This is a genomic window from Ensifer sp. CCNWLY38, from assembly GCF_037120565.1.
In the GTDB taxonomy this organism is placed as follows: Bacteria; Pseudomonadota; Alphaproteobacteria; order Rhizobiales; family Rhizobiaceae; genus Ensifer; species Ensifer adhaerens_H.
The window spans coordinates 191752-218639 of sequence record NZ_JBBBBO010000010.1; the positions used below are offsets into that span (position 1 = coordinate 191752).

The 26888-nt window shown below is 61.7% G+C and carries 24 protein-coding genes and 1 pseudogene; 5 read left to right on the forward strand and 20 right to left on the reverse strand.

Annotated elements, in window-relative coordinates:
• Positions 1-21: 21 nt before the first annotated feature.
• A complete protein-coding gene (locus V7S54_RS22045) occupies positions 22-1275 on the reverse strand; it encodes a ferredoxin reductase family protein (protein ID WP_336557236.1) in 1254 nt (417 codons plus the stop codon).
• A gap of 278 nt (positions 1276-1553) precedes the next feature.
• On the opposite strand from V7S54_RS22045, the gene V7S54_RS22050 reads away from it, so the two are divergent.
• Positions 1554-2171 carry a GntR family transcriptional regulator gene (locus V7S54_RS22050; RefSeq protein ID WP_065376109.1) on the forward strand — a complete coding sequence of 206 codons (618 nt, stop codon included), beginning with the start codon at positions 1554-1556 and terminating at the stop codon, positions 2169-2171.
• Between the two features lie 77 nt (positions 2172-2248).
• Here V7S54_RS22050 and V7S54_RS22055 read toward each other — a convergent pair.
• The 6 genes and pseudogenes from V7S54_RS22055 to cysG all read right to left on the reverse strand — a co-directional run bounded on the left by V7S54_RS22055 (position 2249) and on the right by cysG (position 8968).
• Positions 2249-3768, reverse strand: a pseudogene (locus tag V7S54_RS22055) (acetyl-CoA hydrolase/transferase family protein).
• Positions 3769-4023: 255 nt separating this feature from the next.
• Positions 4024-4836 carry a ferredoxin--NADP reductase gene (locus V7S54_RS22060; RefSeq protein WP_065376110.1) on the reverse strand — a complete coding sequence of 271 codons (813 nt, stop codon included), beginning with the start codon at positions 4834-4836 and terminating at the stop codon, positions 4024-4026.
• A 144-nt stretch (positions 4837-4980) separates the two neighbouring features.
• The gene (locus V7S54_RS22065) at positions 4981-5481 is read right to left on the reverse strand and encodes a DUF934 domain-containing protein (protein WP_065376187.1); all 501 of its coding nucleotides are present in this window, start codon (positions 5479-5481) and stop codon (positions 4981-4983) included.
• Positions 5482-5497: 16 nt separating this feature from the next.
• Positions 5498-7168: a nitrite/sulfite reductase gene (locus tag V7S54_RS22070; protein ID WP_065376111.1), complete on the reverse strand. Its 1671-nt coding sequence runs from the start codon at positions 7166-7168 to the stop codon at positions 5498-5500.
• A 14-nt stretch (positions 7169-7182) separates the two neighbouring features.
• Entirely contained in the window at positions 7183-7497 is a 315-nt protein-coding gene (locus V7S54_RS22075) for a DUF2849 domain-containing protein (protein ID WP_065376112.1), read from the reverse strand.
• Between the two features lie 10 nt (positions 7498-7507).
• A complete protein-coding gene (cysG, locus tag V7S54_RS22080; RefSeq protein ID WP_065376188.1) occupies positions 7508-8968 on the reverse strand; it encodes a siroheme synthase CysG in 1461 nt (486 codons plus the stop codon).
• A gap of 231 nt (positions 8969-9199) precedes the next feature.
• On the opposite strand from cysG, the gene V7S54_RS22085 reads away from it, so the two are divergent.
• Positions 9200-9787, forward strand: a complete 588-nt coding sequence (locus V7S54_RS22085; protein ID WP_065376113.1) for a deaminase — start codon at positions 9200-9202, stop codon at positions 9785-9787.
• A gap of 5 nt (positions 9788-9792) precedes the next feature.
• Positions 9793-10626, forward strand: coding sequence for a nucleoside triphosphate pyrophosphohydrolase (mazG, locus tag V7S54_RS22090; protein WP_065376114.1), 834 nt, complete (start codon positions 9793-9795; stop codon positions 10624-10626).
• A gap of 187 nt (positions 10627-10813) precedes the next feature.
• Here the strand turns inward: mazG and hflX are convergent, their stop codons facing one another.
• The 9 genes from hflX to dusB all read right to left on the reverse strand — a co-directional run bounded on the left by hflX (position 10814) and on the right by dusB (position 22358).
• Positions 10814-12139, reverse strand: coding sequence for a GTPase HflX (gene hflX, locus V7S54_RS22095; protein WP_065376115.1), 1326 nt, complete (start codon positions 12137-12139; stop codon positions 10814-10816).
• Positions 12140-12217: 78 nt separating this feature from the next.
• Positions 12218-12460 carry an RNA chaperone Hfq gene (gene hfq / locus V7S54_RS22100; protein ID WP_003535434.1) on the reverse strand — a complete coding sequence of 81 codons (243 nt, stop codon included), beginning with the start codon at positions 12458-12460 and terminating at the stop codon, positions 12218-12220.
• Between the two features lie 109 nt (positions 12461-12569).
• On the reverse strand, positions 12570-13433 hold the full coding sequence (locus V7S54_RS22105) for a D-amino-acid transaminase (RefSeq protein WP_065376116.1): 864 nt from the start codon (positions 13431-13433) through the stop codon (positions 12570-12572).
• An 11-nt stretch (positions 13434-13444) separates the two neighbouring features.
• Positions 13445-14821 carry a Trk system potassium transporter TrkA gene (gene trkA, locus V7S54_RS22110; RefSeq protein ID WP_065376117.1) on the reverse strand — a complete coding sequence of 459 codons (1377 nt, stop codon included), beginning with the start codon at positions 14819-14821 and terminating at the stop codon, positions 13445-13447.
• A 47-nt stretch (positions 14822-14868) separates the two neighbouring features.
• On the reverse strand, positions 14869-16233 hold the full coding sequence (gene ntrX, locus V7S54_RS22115; protein ID WP_057255682.1) for a two-component system response regulator NtrX: 1365 nt from the start codon (positions 16231-16233) through the stop codon (positions 14869-14871).
• Entirely contained in the window at positions 16223-18493 is a 2271-nt protein-coding gene (locus V7S54_RS22120; RefSeq protein WP_065376118.1) for a sensor histidine kinase NtrY-like, read from the reverse strand. The genes ntrX and V7S54_RS22120 overlap by 11 nt, the downstream gene beginning before the upstream one ends.
• 222 nt (positions 18494-18715) lie before the next feature.
• A complete protein-coding gene (ntrC, locus tag V7S54_RS22125; RefSeq protein ID WP_057255678.1) occupies positions 18716-20170 on the reverse strand; it encodes a nitrogen regulation protein NR(I) in 1455 nt (484 codons plus the stop codon).
• Positions 20167-21318: a two-component system sensor histidine kinase NtrB gene (locus V7S54_RS22130; protein ID WP_065376119.1), complete on the reverse strand. Its 1152-nt coding sequence runs from the start codon at positions 21316-21318 to the stop codon at positions 20167-20169. The genes ntrC and V7S54_RS22130 overlap by 4 nt, the downstream gene beginning before the upstream one ends.
• Complete coding sequence (gene dusB, locus V7S54_RS22135; protein ID WP_065376120.1) at positions 21315-22358, reverse strand: tRNA dihydrouridine synthase DusB; 1044 nt, start codon at positions 22356-22358, stop codon at positions 21315-21317. The genes V7S54_RS22130 and dusB overlap by 4 nt, the downstream gene beginning before the upstream one ends.
• Positions 22359-22605: 247 nt before the next feature.
• Between dusB and V7S54_RS22140 the strand changes: the two genes are divergently transcribed.
• Both V7S54_RS22140 and V7S54_RS22145 read left to right on the forward strand, forming a co-directional pair.
• Positions 22606-23811 (forward strand): bifunctional 2-C-methyl-D-erythritol 4-phosphate cytidylyltransferase/2-C-methyl-D-erythritol 2,4-cyclodiphosphate synthase, encoded by a 1206-nt coding sequence (locus V7S54_RS22140; RefSeq protein ID WP_327078087.1) that lies wholly within the window; start codon positions 22606-22608, stop codon positions 23809-23811.
• On the forward strand, positions 23811-24308 hold the full coding sequence (locus tag V7S54_RS22145) for a CinA family protein (protein WP_065376122.1): 498 nt from the start codon (positions 23811-23813) through the stop codon (positions 24306-24308). Before V7S54_RS22140 ends, V7S54_RS22145 begins: the two co-directional genes overlap by 1 nt.
• Here V7S54_RS22145 and V7S54_RS22150 read toward each other — a convergent pair.
• The 4 genes from V7S54_RS22150 to V7S54_RS22165 form a co-directional block, all read right to left on the reverse strand.
• Positions 24296-24745 carry a type II toxin-antitoxin system RatA family toxin gene (locus tag V7S54_RS22150; protein WP_065376123.1) on the reverse strand — a complete coding sequence of 150 codons (450 nt, stop codon included), beginning with the start codon at positions 24743-24745 and terminating at the stop codon, positions 24296-24298. The two genes, V7S54_RS22145 and V7S54_RS22150, sit on opposite strands and share 13 nt — an antisense overlap.
• A gap of 9 nt (positions 24746-24754) precedes the next feature.
• A complete protein-coding gene (locus tag V7S54_RS22155) occupies positions 24755-25321 on the reverse strand; it encodes an AAA family ATPase (protein WP_065376124.1) in 567 nt (188 codons plus the stop codon).
• A gap of 152 nt (positions 25322-25473) precedes the next feature.
• Positions 25474-26442 (reverse strand): lipoyl synthase, encoded by a 969-nt coding sequence (gene lipA, locus V7S54_RS22160; protein ID WP_057256065.1) that lies wholly within the window; start codon positions 26440-26442, stop codon positions 25474-25476.
• Positions 26443-26572: 130 nt separating this feature from the next.
• Positions 26573-26824, reverse strand: a complete 252-nt coding sequence (locus V7S54_RS22165) for a GlsB/YeaQ/YmgE family stress response membrane protein (protein WP_065376125.1) — start codon at positions 26822-26824, stop codon at positions 26573-26575.
• Positions 26825-26888 lie beyond the last annotated feature (64 nt).

The window sequence follows — 26888 nt, forward strand, 5'->3', positions numbered from 1 at the left end:
AGTCGCTAATGAAATCTGCTGTTATCGAAACTGAAATCGCTCGAATTCGACCCGACGCGGCCTCTTGCCAAGATCTTTCAAGCCTTTGACGATTGCCTCCCTCAGCGGCGGCGGACCGCAGAACCAAAGGTCGGCCTCCGCCGGATCGATCGCGCTTCCGGTCGCCAGCTTGGCAGCGTCCAAGCGCCCGTCCACGGAAGAATCGTGCAGGACAAAACTGAAGTTTCCGAGCTTCTGCGCCTGCCCCTCGAAGGTTTCGAGACCGATCGCCTCGCGACGGTCGCGCACGCAATAGACCATATGGATCTCCTGGCCTTCATCGCCCTTCAGGTGCCTGGCCATTGCCAGAAACGGCGTGACGCCGATGCCGCCGGCAAGCCAGATCTGCTTCTTGCCGCCGCGGCGATGGTTGAAGCGGCCATAGCCACCTTCGAGCTTCAGCCGGTCACCGACCGCGACACCATCGCGCAGCGCCCGCGTATAGTCACCCAGCGGCTTGATCGCGAAGCGCAGGATGCCGTCAGCGTCGATGCCGGCGATCGTAAACGGATGCGGCTCGCGCAGGCCTGGCTTCATCACGCGCAGGAAGCCGAACTGCCCCGGCTTCGCACGGAGCCGACGCCCCAACGGCCGCGCCGCAATCACCGTCGCGCCCTCCTCCCTCACCACCTCGAAAACTTCGTAGCCGCGTGTTCTGAGCCACGGCAGAAGCTGCGTGTAGGCATAGCTCAGGATGCCGAGCGCGGCGAAGGCATTGAGATAAACCGCCAGCAGCGCGGTGCCGTCATAGGGACGCTTGATGAACATCTGATGGAAGGCGACCAGGACGAAGAGCAAGCCGATGAGGCGGTGGGTGTAGCGCCAGAGATGGTAGGGAATCTCGATCTTCGTCCTCGGGATGATCTTGACGATGCTGAGAACGAGCAAGACGACGAAACCATAGAAGGCGTATTTTCCGGCAGAAGCCGCCAGCTGGTTCAAACCGCTCGTCAGCGCCAAGCCCTTGAAATCCGGTTTCAGGAAATAATGGATGAGGATAAGGCACAGCACCGAGATGCCGATCCTGCGGTGGAAGTGATAAACGCGATCGAGCCCGCCGAACAAGGCTTCGACGAATGGTGGGCGGGTCGCCATGAACTGGGCGATCGCCATGCCGACGAAGGCCGTGGACGACGCCATCAGCGAGAATGTCGTCAATGCATTGGTGTGACTGACCGCCGGTACGGCCAGCAGCCCTGCAAATGCCATCAGCGACCAGACCAGAAACGCGCCCACTTGCACCTTGCGCCCCTCAACGCCGATGTCAGACGGTTGTTGCCAAGGGGAAGACTGACAAGCCCCTTACCATTCGTCAACATCAATCCCCTTGGAAACGGCCTATGAGCTTCCTTTATTCATGCCTTTGAAATTTGTGATTTTTGAGCGCTCGCTTAATTATGTTTCTCAAGGCTCGCATCAGCTTGAAAGGCGATACAGAGATGCGACGATCGCCTTGCTTGCCTCCCTCTGAATAATTGTGCAAGCTCCTGATATATCAGAAGCAAAGGAACGGCATGTCACTGCAATCCCATGCTCACCTCGCCTACCTCGCGCTCGAACGCCTCATCGTTACACTGAAGCTCGAGCCCGGGGCGCTGGTCACCGAGAGGCAATTGATCGAGCTCGCTGGGCTTGGCCGAACGCCGGTTCGCGAGGCGATCCAGAAGCTTGCCTGGCAGGGCCTGATGGAGGTGCGACCACGCGTCGGCCTGCAGATCACCACGATCCGCCCCGACGACCAGGTCCATGTCATGCAGGCCCGGCAGAAGTTGGAGCCGCTTGCGGCCGCTTTGGTAGCGACACACGCGAGCGCCGATGACAGGAGCGCGATGAAAGCCTGCGGCGCGGAAATGGCCGCCCGCCTCGACGCAGGCGACATGGAAGGGTTCCTCGTGGCCGACAAGGTCTTTGACGAACTGATGGAGGAGGCCTGTCCCAACCGCTTCCTGACTGCGGCGCTGGCGCCTTTGCAGACGCATGCGCGCCGGATCTGGTTTGCGTCATCCTCTCCCGAGAAGATGGCGGGATCCGTCCGCCGCCATGTCATCGTGATCGAAGCGATCGAGAGGGCTGACGCTCCAGGTGCGTCGGCAGCCATGACGGAGTTGATGAACTATCTTTCAGACGCATGAAGATGCTGGAATGAACTCGAAGAAATCATCACAAGCATTTGCTTTCACAATTATTTCTTCGCCTTCAATCCTTCAAATCACGCAGTTGGCATCATGGTTCCAGTCTTCAGGCGTCGTACATGCCAATCGAATGCCTCTTCAAGGATATGCGGCGTCTGACCCCCACGGGTCGCGACCGCACGTTCGAAGTAGGCGGAGAGCAATTCGCGGTAGGCCGGGTGGCAACAGTTGCTGATGACGACGGGCGCACGCTCCCTCGGCGCCAGCCCGCGCAGATCGGCAAGTCCGTGCTCAGTCACAAGAATATCGACGTCATGCTCCGTGTGGTCGACATGGGACACCATCGGCACGACGGACGAGATGGCGCCGCCCTTCGCAACCGATTTGGCGACGAAGATGGACAAGAAGGCGTTGCGGGCGAAATCGCCAGAGCCTCCAATGCCGTTCATCATGTCGGTGCCGCCGACATGGGTCGAATTGACGTTGCCGTAGAATCGAATTCGAGCGCCGTGTTGATGCCGATGACACCCAGGCGGCGAATGATCTCCGGATGGTTGCTCACCTCCTGCGGCCTGAGGACCAGCTTGTCCTTGTACGCGCCGATGTTGCGGAACACCCGATCGGCCCAGGCGCTGCTCAGCGTCATCGACGATGCCGAAGCGAAGCTCAGCTTACCTGCCTCGAAGAGCTCGAAAGTGCTGTCCTGAAGCACCTCGCTATACATGCGCAGATCATGGAAGGGACTGTCGACGAGACCGCTCAGCACTGAATTGGCGATCACGCCGATGCCGGCCTGCAGCGGATTGAGCGTCATGTCGAGGCGCCCCTTGCGCACCTCTTCCTGCAGGAAGCCGATCAGGTGGCCGGCAATCGCGGTGGTCTCCGCATCCGGCGGCGAGATGCGCGCGGCACTATCCTGTTTCTCCGTGACGACGATGGCGACGATCTTGTTGGTATCAACGGGAATATAGGGCGAACCCGCCCGACTGTCGCAAGCAACGACCGGGATCGGCGTGCGGCTCGGACGCTTCGCCGGAATGTAGATGTCGTGCAGGCCTTCGAGCTCGGGGCTATGGCTGAGATTGAGCTCGACGATCACCTTCTTCGCCAGGATCGCGAAGCTTGCGGAGTTGCCGACCGATGTCGACGGCACAATGCCGCCATCCTCGGTGATCGCCACCGCCTCGACCACCGCATAGTCGATCGGGCTGATCTGTCCGGAGCGCAACTGCTCGACGGTTTCCGAGAGATGCTGGTCGATGAACATCACCTCGCCGCGGTTGATCGCGGCCCTCAAAACCGGATCGGACTGAAACGGCAGGCGCCGCGCAAGGACGCCGGCTTCCGTCAGCGTCTTGTCGATATCGTGACCGAGCGAAGCGCCGGTCAGCAGAGTGATGCGAAATTTCTCCGTGGCGGCACGTTCGGCCATCGCGAGCGGAACCGCCTTGGCATCGCCCGCCTTGGTGAAACCGCTCATGCCGATCGTCATGCCATCCTTGATGAGCGCGGCCGCCGCTTCCGGCGTGGCGATGCGATCACGCAGCGGCTTGCAGCGAATCCTGGTCTCAAGGCTTGTTCGAGTATCGCGGCTCATCGGGCACTCCCTGCAGAGCCCGCGGGGCTCACATCAGGACGGCGCGGGCTTGGTTTTGGTGCGCTAAATCTGCATGGCTGCACGCACACGTTATGAAGTTTTACGGAGGCACGATAGCCCTTGGCGAAGCTGCACGTTACGCAGAATGGACAGGGCCGAGCTACCGCAAATGCATAGCTCCACCACGCATCGCCGCAAACGACGAAGGGCGCACCCAAGGCGCGCCCTTCAAACGATAAGACTGTACAAAAAGGATCAGCCGACGAAGGCCCGCTCGATCACGAATTCGGCCGGCTTGTTGTTGGCGCCTTCGGTCAAGCCCGCAGCTTCGAGGATTTCCTTGGTGTCCTTCAGCATCGCCGTCGAGCCGCAAATCATGCCGCGATCGATCGCCGGATCGAGCGGCGGAAGGCCGAGATCGGAGAAGAACTTGCCGTTGACCATCAGGTCGGTGACGCGGCCCTTGAACGGATAATCCTCGCGCGTGACTGTCGCATAGTGGCGCAGCTTGTCGCCGACGATTTCGTTCAGGAACTCGTGGTTGCGGATTTCATCGACGAGGTCGAAGCCGTATTTCAGCTCGGCAACGTCGCGGCAGGTATGGGTGAGGATCACTTCCTCGAACTTCTCATAGGTTTCCGGATCACGGATGAGGCTTGCGAAGGGCGCAATGCCGGTGCCGGTCGAGAACATGTAGAGCCTGCGGCCGGGAACCAGCGCATCGAGCACCAGCGTGCCGGTCGGCTTCTTGCGCATCAGCACCTTATCGCCGGGCTTGATCGCCTGCAGATGCGAGGTCAGCGGGCCATCCGGCACCTTGATCGAGAAGAACTCCAGCTCTTCGTCCCAGGCGGGGCTGGCGATCGAATAGGCGCGATAGACCGGCTTGTCGCCGACCATCAGGCCGATCATAGCGAATTCGCCCGAGCGGAAGCGGAATTCGGCAGGGCGGGTCATGCGGAAGCGGAAGAGCCGATCCGTGTAGTGCTCAACGCTCGTCACCGTCTCGACGTATACGCCTGCCGGTGCCTGGATCGCGAAATCTTCCGTTTTTGCCGGAGCATTCATCTGGCTAAAGTCCTGTAATGATGACCCTGTTTATCAACAATGATCGGATATTCCAAGCCACGCGCAATGGGAAGGAAAACCCTTCCAAATATAGTCGCTTTCGGGGATTTCCGCGTGCTTCACACTGTCGCGGCTGATCGAAACTTAAGAAACCCGCCGCCAGCTATAGGATTTCGCGTCGGCCGAAGGCTTTGCCGTCGGCTGGTAGTGCACGGCGATGCCCGGCAGGCGTCCCTCTGCAAGGCGCTTGAGAGCCGTCGCATTGCTGACGGTAAAGCTGTCGACGCCACAGCGCAGCATCAGCGGGATCTGGTCGATCAGCACGTCGCCGACTGCCCTCACCTCGCCGCCAAAGCCCAGGCGCGAACGCAGCAGCGACGCATGGCTGAAGGCGCGGCCGTCGTTGAACGCCGGGAACACCACTGCCACAAGAGCAACGCGATCGAGATGGGGCGCAAGCTTCGTCACGTCGTCCGCCGGCGCAATGGCCACTCCGAGGCCGGTTTCGTCGCTCGTCTCCACCTTGGCGAGGAATGCGTCGAGGCCGACGATCGCCTTCTCGTTCGAGCCTGCCTTCGTTTCCTCGGTCTCGATGATCCAGGGATCATCGCCCACGAAGCCGGTTTCCTTCCAGATTTTCGTCATGTCCGTTCCTTGCGCCTCAGGCAGCTTCCTGCGCGCTGCCATAGAGCGCATCCTTGAAGGGTTGCGGGCCGACGCGGCGATAGGCTTCGAGGAAAGTCTCTTGCCTGTCGCGGCGCAGTCCCAGATAGGTGTCGACGATCGTCTCGACGGCATCGGTCACCTTCTCCGGTTCAAAGCCGCGGCCGATGATCTCGCCGATCGACGTGTTCTCGTCGCCGGAGCCACCGAGCGTGATCTGATAGAGTTCCGCACCCTTCTTCTCGACGCCGAGCAGGCCGATATGGCCGACATGGTGATGACCGCAGGCGTTGATGCAGCCGGAGATCTTGATCTTCAACTCTCCGATCTCGGCCTGGCGCTCGGGCGAACCGAAGCGGGTCGAAATCTCCTGGGCCACCGGAATGGAGCGCGCATTGGCGAGCGCGCAATAGTCCAGCCCGGGACAGGCAATGATGTCCGTGATCAGGCCGGCATTGGCGGTAGCAAGCCCTGCGGCGACCAGCGCACGGTAGACCGGCTCAAGATCGGCCAGCGCCACATGCGGCAGGATGAGGTTCTGCTCATGGCTGACGCGAATCTCGTCGAAGGCATACTCCTCGGCGATATCGGCAACGGCATCCATCTGCGCGTCGCTGGCGTCACCCGGAATGCCGCCGATCGGCTTCAGCGAGATCGTCACCATGCCGTAGTCCGGGTGCTTGTGCGGCTGGACGTTCTGGTGGACCCAGCGCGAAAACTCCGGATCTGTCTTCTTCCAGCGTGCGAGGCTTTCCCAGCCCTCGGCGCGGTTTTCGAGCGCGGGCGGCGCGAAATAGGTGGAGATCGCCTGGATGTCGGTTTCCGGCAGCTTCAGCTCGGTGTCCTTCAACGCCGCGAATTCGACTTCGACCTGACGCGACAGTTCCTCGGCACCGGTTTCGTGCACAAGGATTTTGATGCGCGCCTTGTACTTGTTATCGCGACGGCCATGCAGGTTGTACACGCGCATGATCGCCGTGGTGTAGGACAGCAGATCCTCTTCCGGCAGGAAGTCGCGGATCTTCTTGGCGATCATCGGCGTGCGGCCCTGGCCACCGCCGACATAGACGGCAAAGCCTATGCGGCCGTTCTCGTCCTTCTTCAGGTGCAGGCCGATGTCATGAACCTGGATCGCGGCGCGGTCGCGCTCGGCGCCGGTCACGGCAATCTTGAACTTGCGCGGCAGGAACGAGAATTCCGGATGCACGCTCGACCACTGCCTTAAGATTTCGGCGTAAGGTCTTGGATCGGCGACTTCATCGGCAGCCGCGCCGGCGAAATGGTCGGCTGTGACGTTGCGAATGCAATTGCCTGACGTCTGCAGCGCATGCATCTCAACACTTGCCAGTTCCTGCAGGATATCCGGCGTGTCCGACAGGCGCGGCCAGTTGTACTGGATGTTCTGACGCGTGGTGAAGTGGCCGTAGCCGCGGTCATACTTGCGCGCAATATGGGCAAGCATGCGCATCTGGCGGCTGGACAGCGTGCCATAGGGAATGGCGACGCGCAGCATATAGGCGTGGAGCTGCAGATAGACGCCGTTCATCAGGCGCAGCGGCTTGAAGGCGTCCTCGGCGAGCTCGCCGCTCAGGCGGCGCTCGACCTGGTCGCGAAACTGTTCGACGCGGGAGGAAACGAAGGAATGATCGAATTCATCGTAGCGGTACATCGGGTATCGGTTCCTCAGGCAGCGTGTTTCGGGCCGGCCAGCCCGTTGTAGCCGGCAGCATAGGGGATCGACGGGCCTTCGGCACGAATGCGCTCGCGCATGCGCAGCGGCCGAAGTGTGCCATTGACCTCTTCGACATCGACGACGTTGACGTCGACGACCTTGTTATCCTCAAAAGCCTGTTTGCCCGTGGCTTCGAGCGCCGTCACGGCCTCGGCATGGCGGGCGATGAAGGCGTCCTGAAGCGACTCGACCCAGTTGCCCGCGGCATCCAGCCAGACGGAAATGCCGTCCGAAAGCCTGTTTGCCGTCAAAACCTTGCTCACCATGACCTCTTCCTCAGTTCAAAATCTGTTCGTTACGCGCGGCGACGACTTCAACCCCGCGCTCGGGCCCGCGCTTGGTACCGACCACAAGCGGCTCGGACCGCTCGAAATTGGCGCCGGCGACGGCATCGCCGATGATGACCATCACCGGACCCGAAAGCTCCGTCCGGTTTTCCAGGTCCGGAAGGTCCTTGAGCGTGCCATGCAGCAGGCGGCGATCCGCGCGGCTGGCATTCTCGATGACCGCGACCGTGGTTTCCGCAGGCAGACCCGCCTGCATCAGTCGCTCGGCGACGGAGGCCGCGACCGTGCGGCCCATATAGACAGCGATCGTCGCGCCCGAAACGGTAAGCCGCGCCCAATCGGGCAGGACCTCGCCGGTCAGATCGTGACCTGTCGTGAAGACCAGCGACGATGCGACACCCCGAAGCGTCAGCGGCAGTTCGAAATCAGCGGCAGCGGCGAAGGCCGACGTAATACCCGGGACGATCTCATAGCTGATGCCGGCTTCGCGCAGCGCGGCCATCTCTTCACCGGCACGGCCGTAAACCAGCGGATCTCCGGACTTCAGACGAACGACGCGCTTGCCTTCGGCCGCGAGCGTCACCAGCAACTGGTTGATCTCACCTTGAGACTTCGTGTGGCAGCCCTTGCGCTTGCCGACGGAGAGACGCTCGGCATCGCGGCGGCCCATGTCGACGATCGCCTGCGGCACCAGCGCGTCATAGACGATCGCGTCGGCTTCCATCATCACGCGCTGGGCGCGCAGCGTCAGCAAATCTTCAGCGCCCGGACCGGCGCCCACGAGCCAAACATGGCCCGGAGCCTTCTCGGGCGCATCGAGCAGACGTGAAGCCTCACGGCGCGCAGCGGCCAGATCACCAACAGCGACCTTGTCGGCAACCGGCCCCTGGAAGAACCGGCGCCAGAAGAGCCGGCGCGCCACGCCACGTGGCACCAGGCGATCAACCGCTTCGCGGTAGCTTGCCGCAAGCGAGGCGACGACTCCGAGCGACGGCGAAAGAAGCTGGTCGATCTGGGCGCGGATCATCTGCGCGAGCACCGGGCCCGCACCTTCGGTACCGATGGCAACGGCGACCGGCGCGCGGTTGACGAGCGCGGGGGTGAAGAAATCGCAATAGTCGGGCTGGTCGACGGCGTTGGCCGGGATTTTCTGCGCGCGCGCCGCAGTGACAATACGGCGATCCTCCGCGGCGTCGCCGGTTGCGGCGAAAACGAGGATGGCGCCGTCAAGCTGCTCGGCTGCGAAGGCAGCCCGAACATGTTCAACGCCGCGGTCGCGCAGATACTGTGCAAAATCCGCTTCAGGCTCATCAGCAAAGACGACGAGAGCCGCTTCCGTGTTCAACAGCAGCCGCACCTTCGCGTAGGCCTCGTCGCCATTGCCGAACACCGCCACGCGCTTCTGCGCGACGCGAAAGAATGCGGGGAAAACGGCGAGCTGCTGCGTCATGGTCTGGCAAACGGTTCCTTCTACAGGCTGCGCCGAATATCCCGCATAGGGCATCACATTTGAAGGAACAGAAATTTCATTGCCTTTCCGGGCACGTATTGTTTTGCTCGGCGGTGCATCATTTTGAGCAAATATCTCCGAGGTCACCAAATCGCCTGAAGTTCCGCAGCCATTGCGCCACGGGGGCAACCTCCGTTAAATGCGGTCACTGACCTGCCGGAGATGCAAGACATGACGCAAACCGAACTCGCCGAACGGCTTTTGACCGTCATCGAGCAGGATATCCTGCCGCTCACCGAAAAGGGTGTGGCCGCCGGAAACAAGGTGTTTGGCGCCGCGATCCTGCGCAAGTCCGATCTGTCGCTGGTGCTGGCCGAAACCAACAACGAGACGGAAAATCCGCTCTGGCATGGCGAGGTTCACACGCTGAAGCGTTTCTACGAGATGGCGGAAAAGCCCGATACCCGCGACCTCATCTTTCTTTCGACGCACGAGCCCTGCTCCATGTGCCTTTCGGCCATCACCTGGGCCGGCTTCGACAATTTCTATTACTTCTTCAGCCACGAGGATTCGCGTGACAGCTTCGCGATCCCGCATGACCTCAAGATCCTGAAGGAAGTCTTTCGGCTGGAGCCGGGCGGCTATGCGCAGGACAACGCCTTCTGGCATTCGGCCTCGATCGCCGCGCTCGTCAGGGATGCCGACCCTGTGACCAAGGCGCGGCTCGCCGAACAAGATTTGCGCATCCGCGCCCGCTACCAGAGCCTTTCCGACAACTACCAGTCGGGCAAGGACGACAACGCCATTCCGCTGAACTGAGATCCATGGAACCTTCACGCGATATAAAACGCCTGCTCGATATTATGGCAGCACTCCGGCAGCCGGAAACCGGTTGCCCCTGGGACATCGTCCAGACCTTCGAGACGATCAAACCCTACACGATCGAGGAAGCCTATGAGGTTGCCGACGCCATCGAGCGCGGCGACATGCACGACCTCTGCGACGAACTCGGCGATCTGCTGCTGCAAGTCGTCTTCCACGCCCGTATGGCGGAGGAAGCCGGTGACTTCGCCTTCGGCGACGTCGTCGAGGCGGTAACGCGCAAGATGATCCGCCGCCATCCGCATGTCTTTGCGCGTTCCGATGCCGATACGCCTGAAGCGGTCAAGTTGCAGTGGGACGAGATCAAGCAGGCCGAAAAGGCTGAGCGGCAGGAAAAGCGCGCTAAGCGCGGCCTTTTTCCGGACGCCGCCGCAAGCCATCTCGGCTCGGTCCAGCGATCGTTTCCGGCACTGGTCGAGGCGCTGAAACTGCAGGAACGGGCCGCCAAGGTCGGCTTCGACTGGTCGGAGCCCGAGCCTATTCTCGATAAGATCGAGGAGGAGATCGGCGAATTGCGCCAGGCGCTGCGCGAAAAGGACCGCGCCAAGGTCAGCGACGAACTGGGCGACCTGATCTTTGCGGTGGTCAATATCGGCCGTCACGTCGGGACCGATCCGGAAATGGCCCTTCGCGGCACCAACACCAAGTTCCGCCGCCGCTTCGCCCATATCGAGCGCGAACTCGGCGACGCCGGCGAGACGCTGGACGGCGCGACGCTCGAGCGGATGGAAGAGCTTTGGCAGGCAGCCAAGTCAATCGAGCGGCAACTCGGCTAGAGCAATTCCAGGATAAAGTGTGAAACGGTTTTCCGTCCGGAATTGCGCAATTTCAAACAGTTGGAGCAATTCACTGTTTCAATGAAACAGTGAATTGCTCTAAGGCAATCGGGAGCGCATATATCCTATGCGCCCCCTCGCGCGAAAGCTGAGGCCAACAGTAAGCGAATCGGAGGAAGGCGCAGGCCTACCAGTCTTCCTCAACGGGCTTTGGCCCGTTTCCGAGGCGGCGTTCCAGATCGGCGGCCTCGTTTTCGGTCAGCCTGAGTTCAAGGCTCACACGCCCGTCCTCCAGGTCCGCACGGCCATCGACGATGGCGTGCTGATAGATCCACGGCAGAAGCTGCAACTGATCGATGCCGAGCACGACGGTGCATTCCGTCAGAACGCCCGACAGCCGTCGGCCGATTTCGGCGAGCAGTTCGTCGACGCCCTCACCGGTGATCGCCGAGACAGCAACCGTGTTGCACGAGGTTGCCGCCTTGCTCTGCAGCGCCTCACGCGATTCGGCATCGAGCCGGTCGATCTTGTTCCAGACCTCGATCAGCCGTTCGGAGGCTTCCTTCTCGTCGATGCCGAGATCGGCGAGAATGCGAAGCACATCACTTGCCTGCGCCTGGTTATCCGGATCCGAGAGATCGCGCACATGCAGGATCAGGTCCGCTTCCAGCACCTCTTCAAGCGTCGCACGGAAGGCGGCGACCAAGTGCGTCGGCAGATCGGAAATGAACCCGACGGTGTCGGAGAGGATGACCATGCGGCCATGCGGCAGCTTCAAGCGCCGAAGGGTCGGATCCAGCGTCGCAAACAGCATGTCCTCGGCCAGAACGCCCGCCCCGGTCATGCGATTGAAAAGCGTGGATTTGCCAGCGTTGGTGTAGCCGACGAGTGCGACGATCGGATGCGGCACCTTCTTGCGCTTTGAACGGTGCAACTGCCGGGTCCGGCGGACGTGCTCCAATTCGCGCTCGAGCTTGACGATGCGGTCCTGCAGCAAGCGCCGGTCCGCTTCGATCTGGGTTTCACCCGGACCGCCCATGAAGCCGCCGCCGCCGCGCTGACGCTCAAGGTGGGTCCAGCTTCGGACCAGGCGGCCCTTCTGGTAATTGAGATGGGCGAGATCGACCTGCAGCGTGCCTTCCTTGGTGGAGGCGCGGCGACCGAAAATCTCGAGGATGAGGCCGGTTCGGTCGATGACCTTGGCGTTCCATTCCTTCTCGAGATTGCGCTGCTGCACCGGCGTCAACGGGTGATCGACGATCACCAGGCCAGCATCAAGCTCGACGAGGATATGACCGATTTCCTCGATCTTGCCGCTGCCGAGCAGCGTGCCTGGCTTGGGCTGCGACACCGGAACGATGGCGCCATGCACGACTTCCAGATCGATCGCCATCGCCAGACCGGTCGCCTCTTCAAGGCGACTTTCGTCGGTACGCGTGGTTGTCGTCGAGAGGATTTCCGCGGACTGCCTTCCGGTCTTCTTCAAGACCGGAACGATGACGACCGCGCGCATGTCGTCGCGGAGCTTTTCGAGCTCCGGAATGATCGACGACGACTTTGAATCTCGCTTGGTAATGTGCCTAACGTCCCGTCAGGATGCAGCTTCTTCGTTCTCGAACATCTGCAGCGGCTGGCCGGGCATGATGGTCGAGATTGCGTGCTTGTAGACCAGTTGCGAATGGCCATCGCGACGCAACAGGACGCAGAAATTGTCAAAAGACGTCACGACGCCGGTGAGCTTGACACCGTTGATAAGAAAAATTGTCAATGAAATCTTTTGCTTGCGGACCGTATTGAGAAAGAGATCCTGCAAGTTTTGAGAACGTTCCGCCATCGCGCCGCTTCTTTCTTATTTGCCGGCGTTTCGCGCCGGTGCATTTTTGTCGATATCTGCAATCAGAGGCGCCACAAGTACCTTCCCCGACACCTCTTTAAGTTTGGTATCAAATCAATGTCTTTTCCGCAACGCCGAAAAAGGCTTCACGAATATTCTGTGCTATGCTTCCCGGATGACCATTGCCGATCGGCCTGCCGTCCACCGAAATGACCGGAAAGCAGATGCTGGTGGCAGCGGTAATGAAGACCTCGCGCGCCGCGAGCATTTCCTCGACCGAGAACGCTCTCTCCTCAACCTTCAGCCCGAGTGGGCCCGCCACATCCATCAGGGTGGTGCGAGTGATTCCCTTCAAAATTCCGTGCTCGGCCGGACGTGTGCGCAGCGTTCCGTCGCCATCGACGATCCAGACATTGGTCGCGGCGCCCTCCTTCACCGTGCCGTCGGCATCGACGAAAATCGCCTCCTGCGCGCCCTCCTCCTTCGCCTTCTGGCGTGCGAGCACATTGGGAAGGAGGCCTACGGACTTGATGTCCACCCGGTCCCAGCGGTTTTCCGGCACGGTGATCGCCGCGATCCCATGCGTCGCCTTTTTGGCGATGGCCTCGGCATCGGTGCGCTTCGCCGTCACCACGATCGTCGGCATCGTCTCCTTGGCTGGAAACACATGATCACGGCGCGCCACGCCGCGCGTGACCTGGATGTAGAACAGACCATTACGGACCCGGTTGCGCCGGACCACCTCGCGGATCACATGCACAAGCGCCGCCCGGCTCATCGGGCGGTCGATGCGCAGTTCACGAAGCGAACGGTCGAGGCGATCGAGATGCCGGCTGAGATCGACGATGTAACCATGGCGTACCTCACAGACTTCGTAGACGCCGTCCGCAAATTGATAACCGCGATCCTCGATATGGATACCGGCGTCGGCATGCGGCACGTAGGCACCGTTGACATAGGCAATTCTCGGCATGGATCTCGGCCCTAGAAGTACTGGATGCTGACGCGGAAAAGCTGTTCGACGTGCCGTACGGCATCGGCGGTGGCAAAGAGCACAACACGGTCCTTCGCCTTGATCTTTGTATTGCCGTCCGGGCGAATAAACGTCTTGTCGCGATAGAGTGCACCGATGCGGATGCCTTCGGGAAGATCGAGGTCACGCAGTACCCTGCCAACGAGCGGCGAGGTTTCCAATGCTTCGGCCTCGATCACCTCGGCCATGCCCTTCTGCACCGCATAGACGGAGCGGATGCGCCCCTTGCGGACATGCTGCAGCACGCGCGAGATGGTAACGGCACGTGGGTTCACATAGGCGTCGACACCAGCCGTGCCGGCAAAATCCTGATAGGACGGCTCGTTGATCAGCACCAGCGTCGACTTCGCGCCCAGCCGCTTCGCCATCATGCTGCCGAGGATGTTGATCTGGTCGTTGTTCGTCAGCGCTACCACGAGATCGGCATCTTGAACGTCAGCTTGTGTCAGAATCCGTTGATCCATCGCCGAGCCGTTGAGCACAACCGTGTTGCTCAGCTTATCCGCCATCACCACGGCCCGGTCGCGATCGCTTTCGATCAATTTCACCCGGGTCCGCGGCTGATGCTCCTCGATGGACTTGGCAACGAAGTAGCCGACATTGCCGCCGCCGAAGATGATGATGCGCCGCGCTTCCTGCTCCTCATGGCCGAAGAGCGTCAAGGTCCGGCGGGCGTGGTCCCGGTCGCAAACGACATAGGCGATATCGCCGGCCTGCAGCTGGTCATCCGAATGCGGCACCATGACCTTGCCGTTGCGGAAGATGCCGGTGACTGTTGCAAGTAGATCGGGGAACAGTTCGCTCAGCTGTTGCAGCGGCGTGCCGACGACCGGGCAATCTTCCAGGCACTCGAAGGCGACCATGGCGATACGATCTTCGGCGAAACGCACGACGTCGATCGCGCCGGGAAAGGAAATACGGCGCAGCACCAGCCGCCCAACCTCGACTTCGGGCGAGATGGTGACGTCGATCGGCACGTTTTCACGCGAGAACAGATTCGAATACTCGGGCGCGAGATAGCTTTGCGCCCGGATGCGCGCGACCTTCGTCGGCACGTTGAAGATCGCATGGGCGACTTCGCAGGCGACGATATTGACCTCGTCGGAGAGCGTGACGGCAATCAGCATGTCGGCCTGGTCGGCGCCTGCCTTGGCCAGCACATCCGGATGCGCGCCGTGGCCGACATAGCCGCGCACGTCCAGGCTTTCGGTGATGTTGGCAATCAGCGCCGCCGACGTATCGATCACCGATACGTCGTTATCTTCCTGCGCCAGCCGCTCGGCAATGCCGTACCCCACCTGGCCCGCACCACAAATGACTATCTTCATGTCGTACTTTCACGTGGGAGCGCTGCCGCGATGGCCGGGAAAATGTCTCAGACGCCCAGCGACTTCAGCTTGCGATGCAGCGCCGACCGCTCCATGCCGACAAACTCCGCCGTGCGCGAAATATTGCCGCCAAATCGGTTGATCTGCGCGATCAGATAATCACGCTCGAACATTTCGCGAGCCTCGCGCAACGGCAACGTCATGATGTGCTGGTCGCCCTGCGCGGAGATCTTCGGCAGCGTATCGCCCACCTCCGTCGGCAGCATGTCTGCGGAGATCGGCGTGTCCGGACCGTCGCTGCGGGCAAGGATCATCAGGCGTTCGATGTTGTTGCGAAGCTGGCGGATGTTGCCCGGCCAGTCGTGGGCCTGGAGCACGGCCAGGGCATCGTCGCCGATCTTGCGCGGCCGGATGCCGGCCTGTTCGCTGACCTGGCGCATGAACATGTCGACGAGGAACGGAATATCCTCGCGCCGCTCGGCGAGCGCCGGCACCCGCACCGGGATGACGGCAAGCCGGTGGAACAGGTCTTCGCGGAACAGGCCCTCGGAGATCATGTTCTCGAGATTGTACGCGGTCGAGGAGATGATCCGGACATCGACCTTGACGCGCTTGGTACCGCCGACACGCTCGAACTGCTGGTCGACGAGCACCCGAAGAATCTTGTTCTGCGTCTCGCGCGGCATCTCGCCGATTTCGTCGAGATAGAGGATGCCGCCATGGGCTTCCTCGAGCGCACCGGTGCGGCGTGGCTGTCCCGGCGTTCCCTCGGTTCCGAACAGCGCGATTTCCATGCGGTCCGGCGTGATCGCCGCCGCGTTCAGCGCCACGAAAGGACCGGTCGACCGCGTCGACTTGCGGTGGATCATCCGCGCAACCAGTTCCTTGCCCGATCCTGACGGCCCCTGGATCATGATGCGGCTGTTGGTCGGCGCGACCTTCTCGATCGTCTGACGAAGCTGCGACACGGCAACCGACGTCCCGATCAGTTCGACCGGATCGCCGGACTTCTTCTTCAGCTCCGAGACTTCACGCTTGAGCTTCGAGTTTTCCAGCGCCCGCTCGGCAATCAGGATCAGCCGGTCGGCCTTGAAGGGCTTCTCGATGAAATCGTAGGCGCCACGCTTGATGGCGTTGACGGCGGTCTCGATATTGCCGTGACCGGAAATCATGACGACCGGAAGATCCGGATACCGCCCCTTGATCTCGTCGAGCAGCGCCAGTCCGTCGAGCCGACTTCCCTGCATCCAGATATCGAGGAAGACCAGGCGCGGCACGCGATCGCTGATCGCCGCCAGCGCACTGTCGCTGTCGAAGGCGGTGCGGGTCTCATGCCCTTCGTCAGAGAGAATACCCGACACGATCTCGCGGATATCTTCCTCATCGTCCACAACCAGAATATCAGCGGCCATCGCTCGCACCCTTATCCTTCAAACTGTCCTCGCCCCCGGTTTCTCCGGCAGGCGGCAGGACCACGCGGATCATCGCCCCGACACCGCCGTCAAAATCGGCTGGCGCGTCGTGCAATTCCAATTGTCCGCCATGGTCCTCAATGATCTTCTTCACGATGGCGAGGCCCAGGCCCGTGCCCTTCTCGCGCATCGTCATGTATGGCTCCAGAATCCTGTGCCGGTTCTCCGTCGGCAGGCCTTTGCCGTTGTCGATGATATCGACGACAAAGCGACCCGTTGCCACGTCGGTTCGTGCTCGTGCGACGATCCTCGGGTGGCCGCGCACCGCATCGGCCGGCACCGCCTCGATCGATTCGACCGCGTTCTTGACGATATTGCCGAAGGCCTGGCCGAGCATTCGCCCGTCGAACAGGCCCTCGAGCGGCTCTTCGCCGAAGTCCCGCACGAATTCGATGTGATTGTTGCCCATCTCGCGCAGGAACACCGCATCCTTCAGGATCGCGCGGAGATCTGCCTTCTCCTTGGTCGGCTTCGGCATGCGCGCGAAGGCCGAGAACTCGTCCACCATGCGGCCGATGTCTTCCACCTGGCGCACGATCGTATCGGTGCACTGGTCGAAGATAGCCTTGTCTTCCTGGTTGATCTGCTTGCCATAACGGCGCTTCAGGCGTTCGGCGGAGAGCTGGATCGGCGTCAGCGGGTTCTTGATCTCGTGCGCGATACGGCGCGCCACGTCGGCCCAAGCGGTCGAACGCTGGGCGATGACGAGGTCGGTAATGTCATCGATGGTGATGACGTAGGATTCGTTCGCTTCGCCACCCTCTTCACGCGTCACCTGAACGTTCAGCGTCCGCTCGGTTCCGCCGCGCATGATGTTGATCTGCTTGCGGTAGTCGTTGCGATGGCGGCTTTCGGCCTCCACCAGAACCTCTTCGACCTCCGGCGCCACCGTGCGCAGGTCCGCGCCGAGAAGCTCAGGTGCCGCCTTCTTCAGGAATTCTTCGGAAAACGAGTTGACGATGGTGATCTGTCGATCGCGCCCGACACCGATCACCGCCGCAGTCACGCCTGAAAGAACAGCCTCGATGAAACGACGGCGATGGTCGACTTCGTCCTTGGCCTCCAGGATCTGTTCCTGCTGGCTGCGGATCTCCGAGACCATCTTGTTGAAGGTGCGCGACAGGTTACCAACGTCGCCGTCGACGGCACGGACCGGCACGACAACATCGAGATTGCCGGAAGCGACACTGTCGGCTGCGCCGATCAACTGGCGAATGGGCCTGACGATCCGGTCGGCAACCGCGATCGCGGTCCAGATCGCAGCCAGGAGAACGATGAGCGCAAACCCGATGTAGAGAACACCGAAGGCGATCTGCGTGAAGGTTCGTCCGGCCTCAAGCATCTTGTACTCGGCCGTGTTCTCTTCCATCAGCCGCAGCGAGCGCATCACTTCCGGATCGACATTGCGAACCGTGTAGAGATAGGTGCCCGGAATGTCGTCGAGCGGAATAACGGCCCCGACAAGGTTGGTGACCCCTGGCGGAATCAGCGTCGGTTGACCGGATACCGAGCTCTTCAGCGCGTCTGGCGGAATGGAGGGCAGCGGACGGTCCGTGGAGATGTTGGCCTGAATAATGGCGCTCCCATCGGCACGAACCAGGAATGCGCCAAGCATGCCGCGGCCGCGTGCCTGGCGGGTCATCAGTTCCGTGAAACCGGTGCGATCGAGGCTGTAGAGCTGGCGGTTGCGTTCGAGGTCGTTCGCCATCGACACGGTCTGGCCCTGCAGATAGCTGGCATTCTCGAGTACATAGGCCTGGGCGACGTTGATCGACGAGCGGACGATCGCCTGGGTCCGAAGCGAAAACCAGCGGTCGAGACCGACGTCGAGGGTGATGCTGGCAAAGATCGCGACAAGAACCGCAGGCGTGATCGCCACGATCGAAAACAGGGCAACGATGCGCACGTGAAGGCGCGCGGCGGCGCGGCCTTTGCTGCGGGCGCGCAGCAGCCGCAGGATTTCACGAGCGATCAGGTAGATCAGGCCGACGACGAACAGGCTGTTGATGGCAGCGCAGGCGATGACGACATTTCGCTCGAGCCGTATCGGCGTCAATCCGAGGAGGACGAGCAGCGAGACGGTGGCGCAGATCAAGGCGCCGGTCGCCAGCATCAGCCCCGGCAGGGCAAAGGACGCGCGCCGGTCCTGCGCCGCCAGTCCCTCATCTGTGCCCAGCGGCAAGGCCATTGCGTCCACCATGAAAAGCGTTCCCCCAACCGGCGCCAGCCGGCGACGGCATCACTTGCGAGCATTCTCTGGTCAAAGGTTGACCTCACCGCCCAAATGGGCTGCCGCGTTGCGCCCCCAGTCAATCAATTGGGTCAAATCGATTGAACGAGACGGCAACGACACGCGATTCGGCGATCGTCACACGTTCAAGCAACGCATTGTGGCGAAAATGCAACGGTGGCCGTGTGCAAGTCAAGCGCTGCGTGAGCTGCGATAGACCGAAACGCCGAGTTCGCGGATTTTCTTGCGCAGCGTGTTACGGTTGAGGCCGAGCAAATCGGCCGCCTTGATCTGGTTACCACGGGTTGCGGTGAGCGCCGCAAGGATCAGCGGATACTCCATTTCGGCAAGCACGCGATCGTAAAGGCCGGCCGGAGGCAAAGCTTCGCCGAAGCTTGCGAAATACTGGCGCATGTTTTCTTCGACGGCCTGCGAGATGGTGAGCGATCCAGGCCGCGCCGCGGTCTTTTCGATCGGGCTGTCCGGTATCTCGGAACGCAACTCGTTTTCGATGATCTCGCGGGTGATCACGTCCTGTGGATAAAGTGCCGTCAGGCGCCGCACCAGGTTTTCCAGCTCGCGCACATTGCCCGGCCAGGCATGCGCCTTCATCAGTTCCAGCGCTTCGTGATCGAAGCGCTTGACGTCGAGCCCTTCCTTTTCGGCCTGCTGGACGAAGTGACGAACGAGATCCGGAATGTCTTCCGCGCGGTCACGCAGCGGCGGCAGACGCAGCGGCACGACGTTGAGGCGGTAATAGAGGTCTTCGCGGAACAGGCCCTGATTGATCGATTGCTTCAGGTCCTTGTTGGTCGCCGCCACGATGCGCACGTCCGAACGGATCGGTGTGCGGCCGCCAACGGTCGTGTATTCGCCCTGCTGCAGCACGCGCAGCAGGCGGGTCTGTGCGTCCATCGGCATGTCGCCGATTTCATCAAGGAAGAGCGTGCCGCCCTCGGCCTGTTCGAAACGGCCGGTCGAGCGCACCTGGGCACCGGTGAAGGCGCCCTTCTCGTGGCCGAAAAGCTCCGATTCGATCAGGTCGCGCGGGATCGCCGCCATGTTAATCGCAACGAACGGACCGTTGCGCCGCTTGCCATAATCGTGCAGCGCGCGGGCGACGAGCTCCTTGCCGGTGCCGGACTCGCCGGTGATCATCAGGGTCAGATCCGTCTGCATCAGGCGCGCCAGCACCCGGTAGATTTCCTGCATCGCCGCCGAACGACCAACCAGCGGCATGCCGTCCTGGGTGTCGTCGTCGAGCTTGGCCGGCCGGCGCTTGGGCTCCGACAGCGCCCGGCCGATGATACCGATCAATTCGGTCAGGTCGAAGGGCTTCGGCAAATAGTCGTAGGCACCCTTCTCCGAAGCCTTGATCGCCGTCATGAAGGTGTTCTGGGCACTCATGACCAGCACCGGCAGATCGGGACGTGCCTTCTTGATGCGCGGCAGGAGATCGAAGGCATTCTCGTCGGGCATGACAACGTCGGTCACGACGAGATCGCCGTCGCCCGCCGCGATCCAGCGCCAGAGCGTCGCCGCATTGGAGGTGATGCGGACATCGTAGCCGGCGCGGCTCAGCGCCTGGTTCAGCACGGTGCGAATGGCGGCATCGTCATCCGCAACGAGGATCGTGGCACCCGTCATGCAAGGTTTCCTTTTGTCATCGGCATGTCGTCTTCATCCGCTGCCTGGCCTTTGGAGGCCGGCATCAGGACACGGAAAGTCGTTCGGTTCTGCTGGCTGTCGCATTCGACGATGCCGCCATGGGCACCGATGATCTTGGCGACCAGCGCCAGCCCCAGGCCGGAACCGTTGGTCTTGGTGGTGATGAAGGGATCGAAGAGCAGCGGCAGCAGATCGGACGGCACGCCCGGTCCATTGTCGTGCACGCAGAATTCCAGTGGCAGCGAGATCTTCTCACGCGTCCCGGCGACCGACAGGCGGATGCCCGGCCTGTAGGCTGTCGTCAGCACGATCTCGCCATCGCTGCGATCGCCGATCGCTTCGGCCGCATTCTTGATCAGGTTCAGGAACACCTGAACCAGTTGGTCGCGATTGGCATAAACGGGCGGCAGGGACGGATCGTAGTTTTCGGCGAACTTGATGTGACGGGCAAAGCCTGCCTTGGCGATCGCCTTCACGTGGTCGAGCACCGAATGGATGTTCAGCGGCACGCGATCCACGGGGCGCTCGTCGGAAAACACCTCCATGCGATCGACCAGCGAGACGATGCGGTCGGTCTCATCGCAGATCAGACGCGTCAGCGCCCTGTCTTCGTCATTGGCGGAGGTTTCCAGCAGTTGGGCGGCTCCGCGGATGCCCGAAAGCGGGTTCTTGATTTCGTGCGCCAGCATCGAGGCAAGCCCGGTCACCGAACGGGCAGCACCGCGATGGGTCAACTGCCTGTCGATCTTGTCGGCCATCGAACGTTCCTGGAAGACGACGACGACCGAGCCTGGCTCGGAAAGGACCGGGGCGACATAGAGATCGACGAGCTTATCGGCGCCGAGACGCGGCGAACTCAGGTCGACGCGATACTCGTTGACCGGCGCCTTGCGTTCGCGAACTTGCTCGATCAGGGTCAAGAGCGGGCTGCCGAAGGGGATGAAGGCGCTGATGTTATGACGCGCAAGGTGATGAGCACTGGCGCCGAAAAACGATTCGGCTTCCCAGTTGGCAAACGCGACCAAACCATTGGCATCGACCAGAATCACCGGGTTCTGAATGGCGTTCAGAACCGCCATCGACAGACCGTTTGCGGCCGCATCGGGAATGCTCGGTTTCTCGGTCATGCGGCCATTCCTTCCGCGACCGCCTCGCCATCCAGCTTGGCCGGAGCGGCGTCGCGTATCACGGCGCGTGCCCTGTCGCAGACGAAACGGGCATCGGTCGAAGTCAGGATCGCTGCCTTTTCCGGGCCTGCGATATCAGGGGCGAAGCGGTCAAGGTACCAGGCGACATGTTTGCGCGCGTGCCGCACGGCGACCTCGACGCCATAGAATTCGAGCATCATTTCGTAGTGCTCCGCAAAGATATCGGCGATTTCCGCCTGTGACGGGTGCTCGACGGCACCGGCAAGAAAACCGACGTGCCACGGGCGTCCCTGCGACGAACGCCCGGCCATCACGGCATCAGCGCCCGACCGGCGGAGAATCTCTTCCGCGTCGGCGATCGTCTCGACGTCGCCATTGGCGACCAGGGGGACGGTAATGACCTCGCGAACTGGGCGAATGGCATCCCAATCCGCCTTGCCGTTGTAGAACTGCATGCGCGTGCGGCCGTGCACGGTGATCGCCTTCACCCCGGCGTCTTCGGCGCGCTTGGCGATGAGCGGCGCATTGATCGAGTTTTCGTCCCAACCGAGCCGCATCTTCAGTGTGACCGGCACTTCGACCGCGTTGACGGTCGCCTCCACCAGCGACAGCGCGTGATCGGGATCGCGCATGAGCGCCGAGCCGGAGTAGCCGCCCGTCACCTTCTTGGCCGGGCAACCCATGTTGATGTCGATGATATCGGCACCATTGTCTGCAGCGATCTTGGCGGCTTCCGCCATCCAATGGGCCTCACGGCCGGCAAGCTGAACGATATGCGGCTCGATGCCCGAGTTTTTGAGGCGCGCCCACGATTCAGACGCGTTGCCGACCAGTTCGCGGCTCGCCACCATCTCGGTCACGACAAATCCGGCACCGAAACGCCAGGCGAGCCTGCGGAACGGGAGATCGGTGACGCCGGACATAGGCGCAAGCGCAACGCGATTGCGGAGTTCGATAGTCCCGATCCGGAGCGGAGACGAAAGAGCCGGAATTGGCAAATGCATATCTTTCAGGCACATGTTGTTCCTGCACTATTTTTAGACATTGTTCTCAGGCTTGCCAAGCGATTTCGGCGCCTTGCGCAAAATTCCCGGCTTACAGCGCCGCGCGTCCCTCAAGAGGCACTAAGGTCGCTGTAAGATTTTAGACCTGCTGCATAATTCCTTAGATCGATTCCGATCTAAGGAATTATGCAGTGCTGGCAAAGCACGACCCTTCGCGGTACATCACGGCGAAGATCGGCGAATGCGGGACCTCATACAGAAGATGCAGCCTCAAGAACAGCTTAAGTGCGGCGTGGTGATCGTTGCGGCCGGACGCGGCGAGCGTGCCGGGCAATCCGCCGAAGGCCCGAAGCAGTATCGAACCATCGGCGACCGGCCCGTTATCGCCCATACGCTTGACACTTTCGCGACATGGCCGGGCGCCGGCCCGATCGTCGTTGTCATCCATCCGGACGACGAGGCCCTGTTCGATGCAGCACGCAAACGCTCAGTCGTCGGCGATGTGATCATCGTCCATGGTGGCGCGACACGGCAGATCTCCGTACTCGCGGGCCTCGAAGCCCTCGCTGAGACTGGCGTCGGCCATGTGATGATCCACGATGCGGTCCGTCCCTTTGCCGATCACGCACTACTCTCGCGCTGCGCAGCCGCTCTCAGCGACGACGTCAAGGCCGTGTTGCCGGCGGTTGCCGTCGCTGACACGCTGAAGCGCGCGGGCAAGGATGGCGTCGTACTGGAGACGGTGCCGCGCGACGGTCTCTATGGCGCGCAAACACCGCAGACCTTTGATCTTCCCGCCATTCTTGCTGCCCACCGGGATGCAGCCAAGAGCGGCCGCACCGATTTTACTGACGATGCCTCGATCGCCGAATGGGCCGGCCTCAAGGTCGTCCTTGTCGAGGGCACGATCGACAACATCAAGCTGACATTGAAAAGGGATATCGCCATGGCCGACGAGAAACTCACGCGGACCGCCCTGCCCGATGTACGCACGGGCAACGGTTACGACGTGCACCAGCTCATCGAGGGCGACGGCGTCACGCTCTGCGGCGTCTTCATCCCGCATACGAAGAAACTCTCGGGCCATTCCGATGCCGATGTGGCGCTGCACGCGCTCACCGACGCGCTGCTTGCCACCTGTGGCGCCGGCGACATTGGCGACCATTTCCCACCGTCCGACCCGCAATGGAAGGGCGCGCCGTCACGCATCTTCCTGGAGCATGCCGCACGGATCGTGCGCGAGCGCGGCGGCATCATCACCAATGCGGACGTTTCCCTGATCGCGGAGGCACCGAAGGTCGGCCCGCATCGGCTGACGATGCGCGAGAACCTTGCAGACATGCTCGGCATCTCGCTCGACCGCTGCTCGGTCAAGGCAACGACCAACGAACGCCTCGGCTTCGTCGGCCGCGATGAAGGCATTGCCGCCATCGCCACGGCGACCGTCGTCTATGGGAGCCTTTCGTAATGTGGCCCGCCGATATCGAAGTCAAAGCCGGTGAGATCATCGCCAAGTTCACGGCGCGGGACCTCAAAGTCGCCACCGCCGAATCCTGCACCGGCGGCCTGATCGCGGGGGCGCTGACCGAAATTTCCGGTTCGTCCGCGGTCTTCGATCGCGGCTTCGTCACCTATTCCAACGAGGCGAAGGTCGCGATGCTTGGCGTCGAGACCGCGACGCTTGCGGCTCATGGCGCTGTTTCGCGGGAGACGGCAATCGAAATGGCGCGTGGCGCCATCTCGCATTCGGCAGCGGATTTCGCCGTTGCCGTCACGGGCATTGCGGGTCCCAGCGGCGGTTCCGTCGAGAAGCCCGTCGGCCTCGTGCACCTTGCGGCATCCGGGCGAAGCGGCGCGATGCTGCATCGGGAGATGCGCTATGGCGATATCGGCCGCAGCGGCATCCGGCTTGCGACCGTCCGCACCGCGCTCGACATGCTCATGGAAATCGCTCAGGCCGTATAGATGTTGTCGGCGCGCTTTTCGAAGGCGTCGGAGAACATGCGGAAGGCGCGGTCGAACATCGATCCCATCAAGGCGCCGAGAATGCGGCTCTTGAACTCGTAGTCGATGTAGAAATGCACGATCGACTGCCCCTCGCCCGCGGGTTCGAAGCGCCAGCGGTTGTCGAGATATTTGAACGGCCCGTCGATGTACTTGACGTCGATCGCCCGCTCGGCCTTGTTCAACAGCACCTGCGTCGTGAAAGTCTCGCGGATCGCCTTGTAGCCGACGGTCATGTCGGCCAGCAGCAACACCTTGCCGTCGCGCTCCTTGCGCGTGCGCACCGTCAGTGCCTCGCAGAGCGGCAGGAACTCGGGATAGTGCTCGACATCGGCAACCAGATCGAACATCTGGTCGGCGGTATGCTTGACGACATGGTTGGTTTCGAAATGCGGCATGATCGAGAGCTAGTCGCCCGGCTTTATCTTCGCAAGTAGTAACGCCGTTTCCGCGTGCGATTTCAACACGAGAACCGGCAGGTTGGCATGACCGGCCAGCTGCGCCTCGATCTCAACCGCATCCCTGCGCTCGAAGTTCCAGATGTAGCGAAGGAAATCGAGATCGACTTTCTCCGGACAATCGTCGGCCATATCCGGGCGGGTCTTTTTCCAATGGGCGAACCAGCGCCAGAGCACACCGCGCAACGAAATCCAGCGCGACGGCCGCATCCAGATCACCACGTGTGTGCGTGGCAGGCGGAGCGGCAGCGTCTTCGGACTGGTACCATCCATGATCCAGCGTTCGCCAGCCGCGGCCTTCGAGATCAAAGCCAGCATTTCGTGCCGCGGCCGCAGCTGCCATCCCGGCAGCCAGAAGAACTCGCGATCCATGGCCAGATGCGGCAGGCCGAGCCGCTCGGACAACTCCCGAGAAAGCGTGCTCTTGCCGCTGCCGGAACAGCCGATCACCAGAATACGTTGCGCATTCTTGAGATGCGACGCCGCTCCGTCCCAGTTGCTCATGTTTCGCGGCATCGGCTCGCCTCCTCTGGAGACAGCCGTTAGGCGATCGAGAGGGCGGACGCAAGTCTGGCGCGAGCGGCCCGATGTCGCTCCAATGCCCTCCCCAAAACAAAAACTCCGGCGCAAGCGCCGGAGCCGATCGTTCTCGAAAACCGCAGCCTGCCTTACTCGGCAGCCTGCAGCTTCTTCTCGCGCGCTGCCCTGAGGCGGGCGAAGTCGTCGCCGGCATGGTGCGACGAGCGCGTCAGCGGGCTTGAGGAGACCATGAGGAAGCCCTTGGTGTAGGCGACGGTCTCGTAGGACTTGAATTCCTCGGGGGTCACGAACTTCTCGACCTTGTGGTGCTTGCGCGTCGGCTGCAGGTACTGGCCGATCGTCAGGAAGTCGACATCGGCGGTTCTGAGGTCGTCCATCAGCTGCAGCACTTCGTTGCGCTCTTCGCCGAGGCCGACCATGATGCCGGACTTGGTGAACATCGTCGGGTCCAGCTCCTTCACGCGCTGCAACAGGCGGACGGAGTGGAAGTAGCGCGCACCCGGACGGACCGTCAGATAGTTGCCCGGCACGGTTTCCATATTGTGGTTGAAGACGTCAGGCTTGGCGGCAACGACGCGCTCCAGTGCACCCGGCTTCTTCAGGAAGTCCGGCGTCAGGATCTCGATAGTCGTCGCCGGCGACGCTTCGCGGATCGCCCAGATGACCTTCTCGAAGTGCTCGGCGCCGCCATCTTCCAGATCGTCTCGGTCGACGGAGGTGATGACGACGTGGCTGAGGCCCATCTGCTTGACGGCCTTGGCGATGTTCGCCGGCTCTTCGAGATCGAGCGCATTCGGCTTGCCGGTCGCGACGTTGCAGAAGGCGCAGGCGCGGGTACAGATCTCGCCCATGATCATGAAGGTGGCGTGCTTCTTGTCCCAGCATTCGCCGATGTTCGGGCAGCCCGCTTCTTCGCAAACAGTGACGAGCTTGTTGCTCTTCACGATCGAACGCGTCTCCTGATATCCCTTGGACATCGGCGCCTTGACGCGGATCCACTCCGGCTTGCGCATCACTTCCGTATCGGGCTTGTGGGCCTTTTCCGGATGGCGGACGCGCTGCGCCCGGTCAGAGACGGCATCGAATACCGTTACCATACTGTCTTCCTCGTCGCGGTGGGCCGGCATCAGGCCGGTTGACCCATTTTCGCTCTATATAGACGGCCCGACCAGAAATGTCAGGCCGTCTTAAGCACATGCCCGACGGAAGCGCAGATGGCCCGGCAGGCTATCGTTTCACAACTCGAGCAACGGCGATCAACAGGCAGGCGCCGATGAAGCCGATGACCAGGTAGGCGATCCAGCCGGCAAAGGCCATGCCGAGGGCCGCCAGGACGAAATTCAGCACCACCGCGCCGATGATGCCGAGCAGTATGTTCATGAACAGCCCCATATTGCTGCTCATAAACTTCTCCGCGAGCCACCCGGCCAACCCGCCGATGATGATCGCAGCCAGAATACCGACGCCGTTCACGCTCATTTTGGTCTCCGTGCATTGAAAATGCGCCCATTATCAATGGCAAAGCTACACCAAAAGCTCCGGC

Bases quoted from the DNA above. Each gene is read 5' to 3' on its own strand.
- dusB (WP_065376120.1), bottom strand. From the start codon at position 22,358: ATGTGCCTGAAAGATATGCATTTGCCAATTCCGGCTCTTTCGTCTCCG.
- V7S54_RS22060 (WP_065376110.1), bottom strand. From the start codon at position 4,836: ATGAATGCTCCGGCAAAAACGGAAGATTTCGCGATCCAGGCACCGGCA.
- mazG (WP_065376114.1), top strand. From the start codon at position 9,793: ATGGAACCTTCACGCGATATAAAACGCCTGCTCGATATTATGGCAGCA.
- hflX (WP_065376115.1), bottom strand. From the start codon at position 12,139: ATGCGCGCGGTCGTCATCGTTCCGGTCTTGAAGAAGACCGGAAGGCAG.
- V7S54_RS22150 (WP_065376123.1), bottom strand. From the start codon at position 24,745: ATGCCGCATTTCGAAACCAACCATGTCGTCAAGCATACCGCCGACCAG.
- trkA (WP_065376117.1), bottom strand. From the start codon at position 14,821: ATGAAGATAGTCATTTGTGGTGCGGGCCAGGTGGGGTACGGCATTGCC.
- cysG (WP_065376188.1), bottom strand. From the start codon at position 8,968: ATGACGCAGCAGCTCGCCGTTTTCCCCGCATTCTTTCGCGTCGCGCAG.
- V7S54_RS22050 (WP_065376109.1), top strand. From the start codon at position 1,554: ATGTCACTGCAATCCCATGCTCACCTCGCCTACCTCGCGCTCGAACGC.
- hfq (WP_003535434.1), bottom strand. From the start codon at position 12,460: ATGGCGGAACGTTCTCAAAACTTGCAGGATCTCTTTCTCAATACGGTC.
- ntrX (WP_057255682.1), bottom strand. From the start codon at position 16,233: ATGGCCGCTGATATTCTGGTTGTGGACGATGAGGAAGATATCCGCGAG.
- V7S54_RS22120 (WP_065376118.1), bottom strand. From the start codon at position 18,493: ATGGTGGACGCAATGGCCTTGCCGCTGGGCACAGATGAGGGACTGGCG.
- V7S54_RS22145 (WP_065376122.1), top strand. From the start codon at position 23,811: ATGTGGCCCGCCGATATCGAAGTCAAAGCCGGTGAGATCATCGCCAAG.
- lipA (WP_057256065.1), bottom strand. From the start codon at position 26,442: ATGGTAACGGTATTCGATGCCGTCTCTGACCGGGCGCAGCGCGTCCGC.
- V7S54_RS22105 (WP_065376116.1), bottom strand. From the start codon at position 13,433: ATGCCGAGAATTGCCTATGTCAACGGTGCCTACGTGCCGCATGCCGAC.
- V7S54_RS22075 (WP_065376112.1), bottom strand. From the start codon at position 7,497: ATGGTGAGCAAGGTTTTGACGGCAAACAGGCTTTCGGACGGCATTTCC.
- V7S54_RS22130 (WP_065376119.1), bottom strand. From the start codon at position 21,318: ATGACCGAGAAACCGAGCATTCCCGATGCGGCCGCAAACGGTCTGTCG.
- V7S54_RS22065 (WP_065376187.1), bottom strand. From the start codon at position 5,481: ATGACGAAAATCTGGAAGGAAACCGGCTTCGTGGGCGATGATCCCTGG.
- ntrC (WP_057255678.1), bottom strand. From the start codon at position 20,170: ATGACGGGTGCCACGATCCTCGTTGCGGATGACGATGCCGCCATTCGC.
- V7S54_RS22155 (WP_065376124.1), bottom strand. From the start codon at position 25,321: ATGCCGCGAAACATGAGCAACTGGGACGGAGCGGCGTCGCATCTCAAG.
- V7S54_RS22070 (WP_065376111.1), bottom strand. From the start codon at position 7,168: ATGTACCGCTACGATGAATTCGATCATTCCTTCGTTTCCTCCCGCGTC.
- V7S54_RS22140 (WP_327078087.1), top strand. From the start codon at position 22,606: ATGCAGCCTCAAGAACAGCTTAAGTGCGGCGTGGTGATCGTTGCGGCC.
- V7S54_RS22085 (WP_065376113.1), top strand. From the start codon at position 9,200: ATGACGCAAACCGAACTCGCCGAACGGCTTTTGACCGTCATCGAGCAG.
- V7S54_RS22165 (WP_065376125.1), bottom strand. From the start codon at position 26,824: ATGAGCGTGAACGGCGTCGGTATTCTGGCTGCGATCATCATCGGCGGG.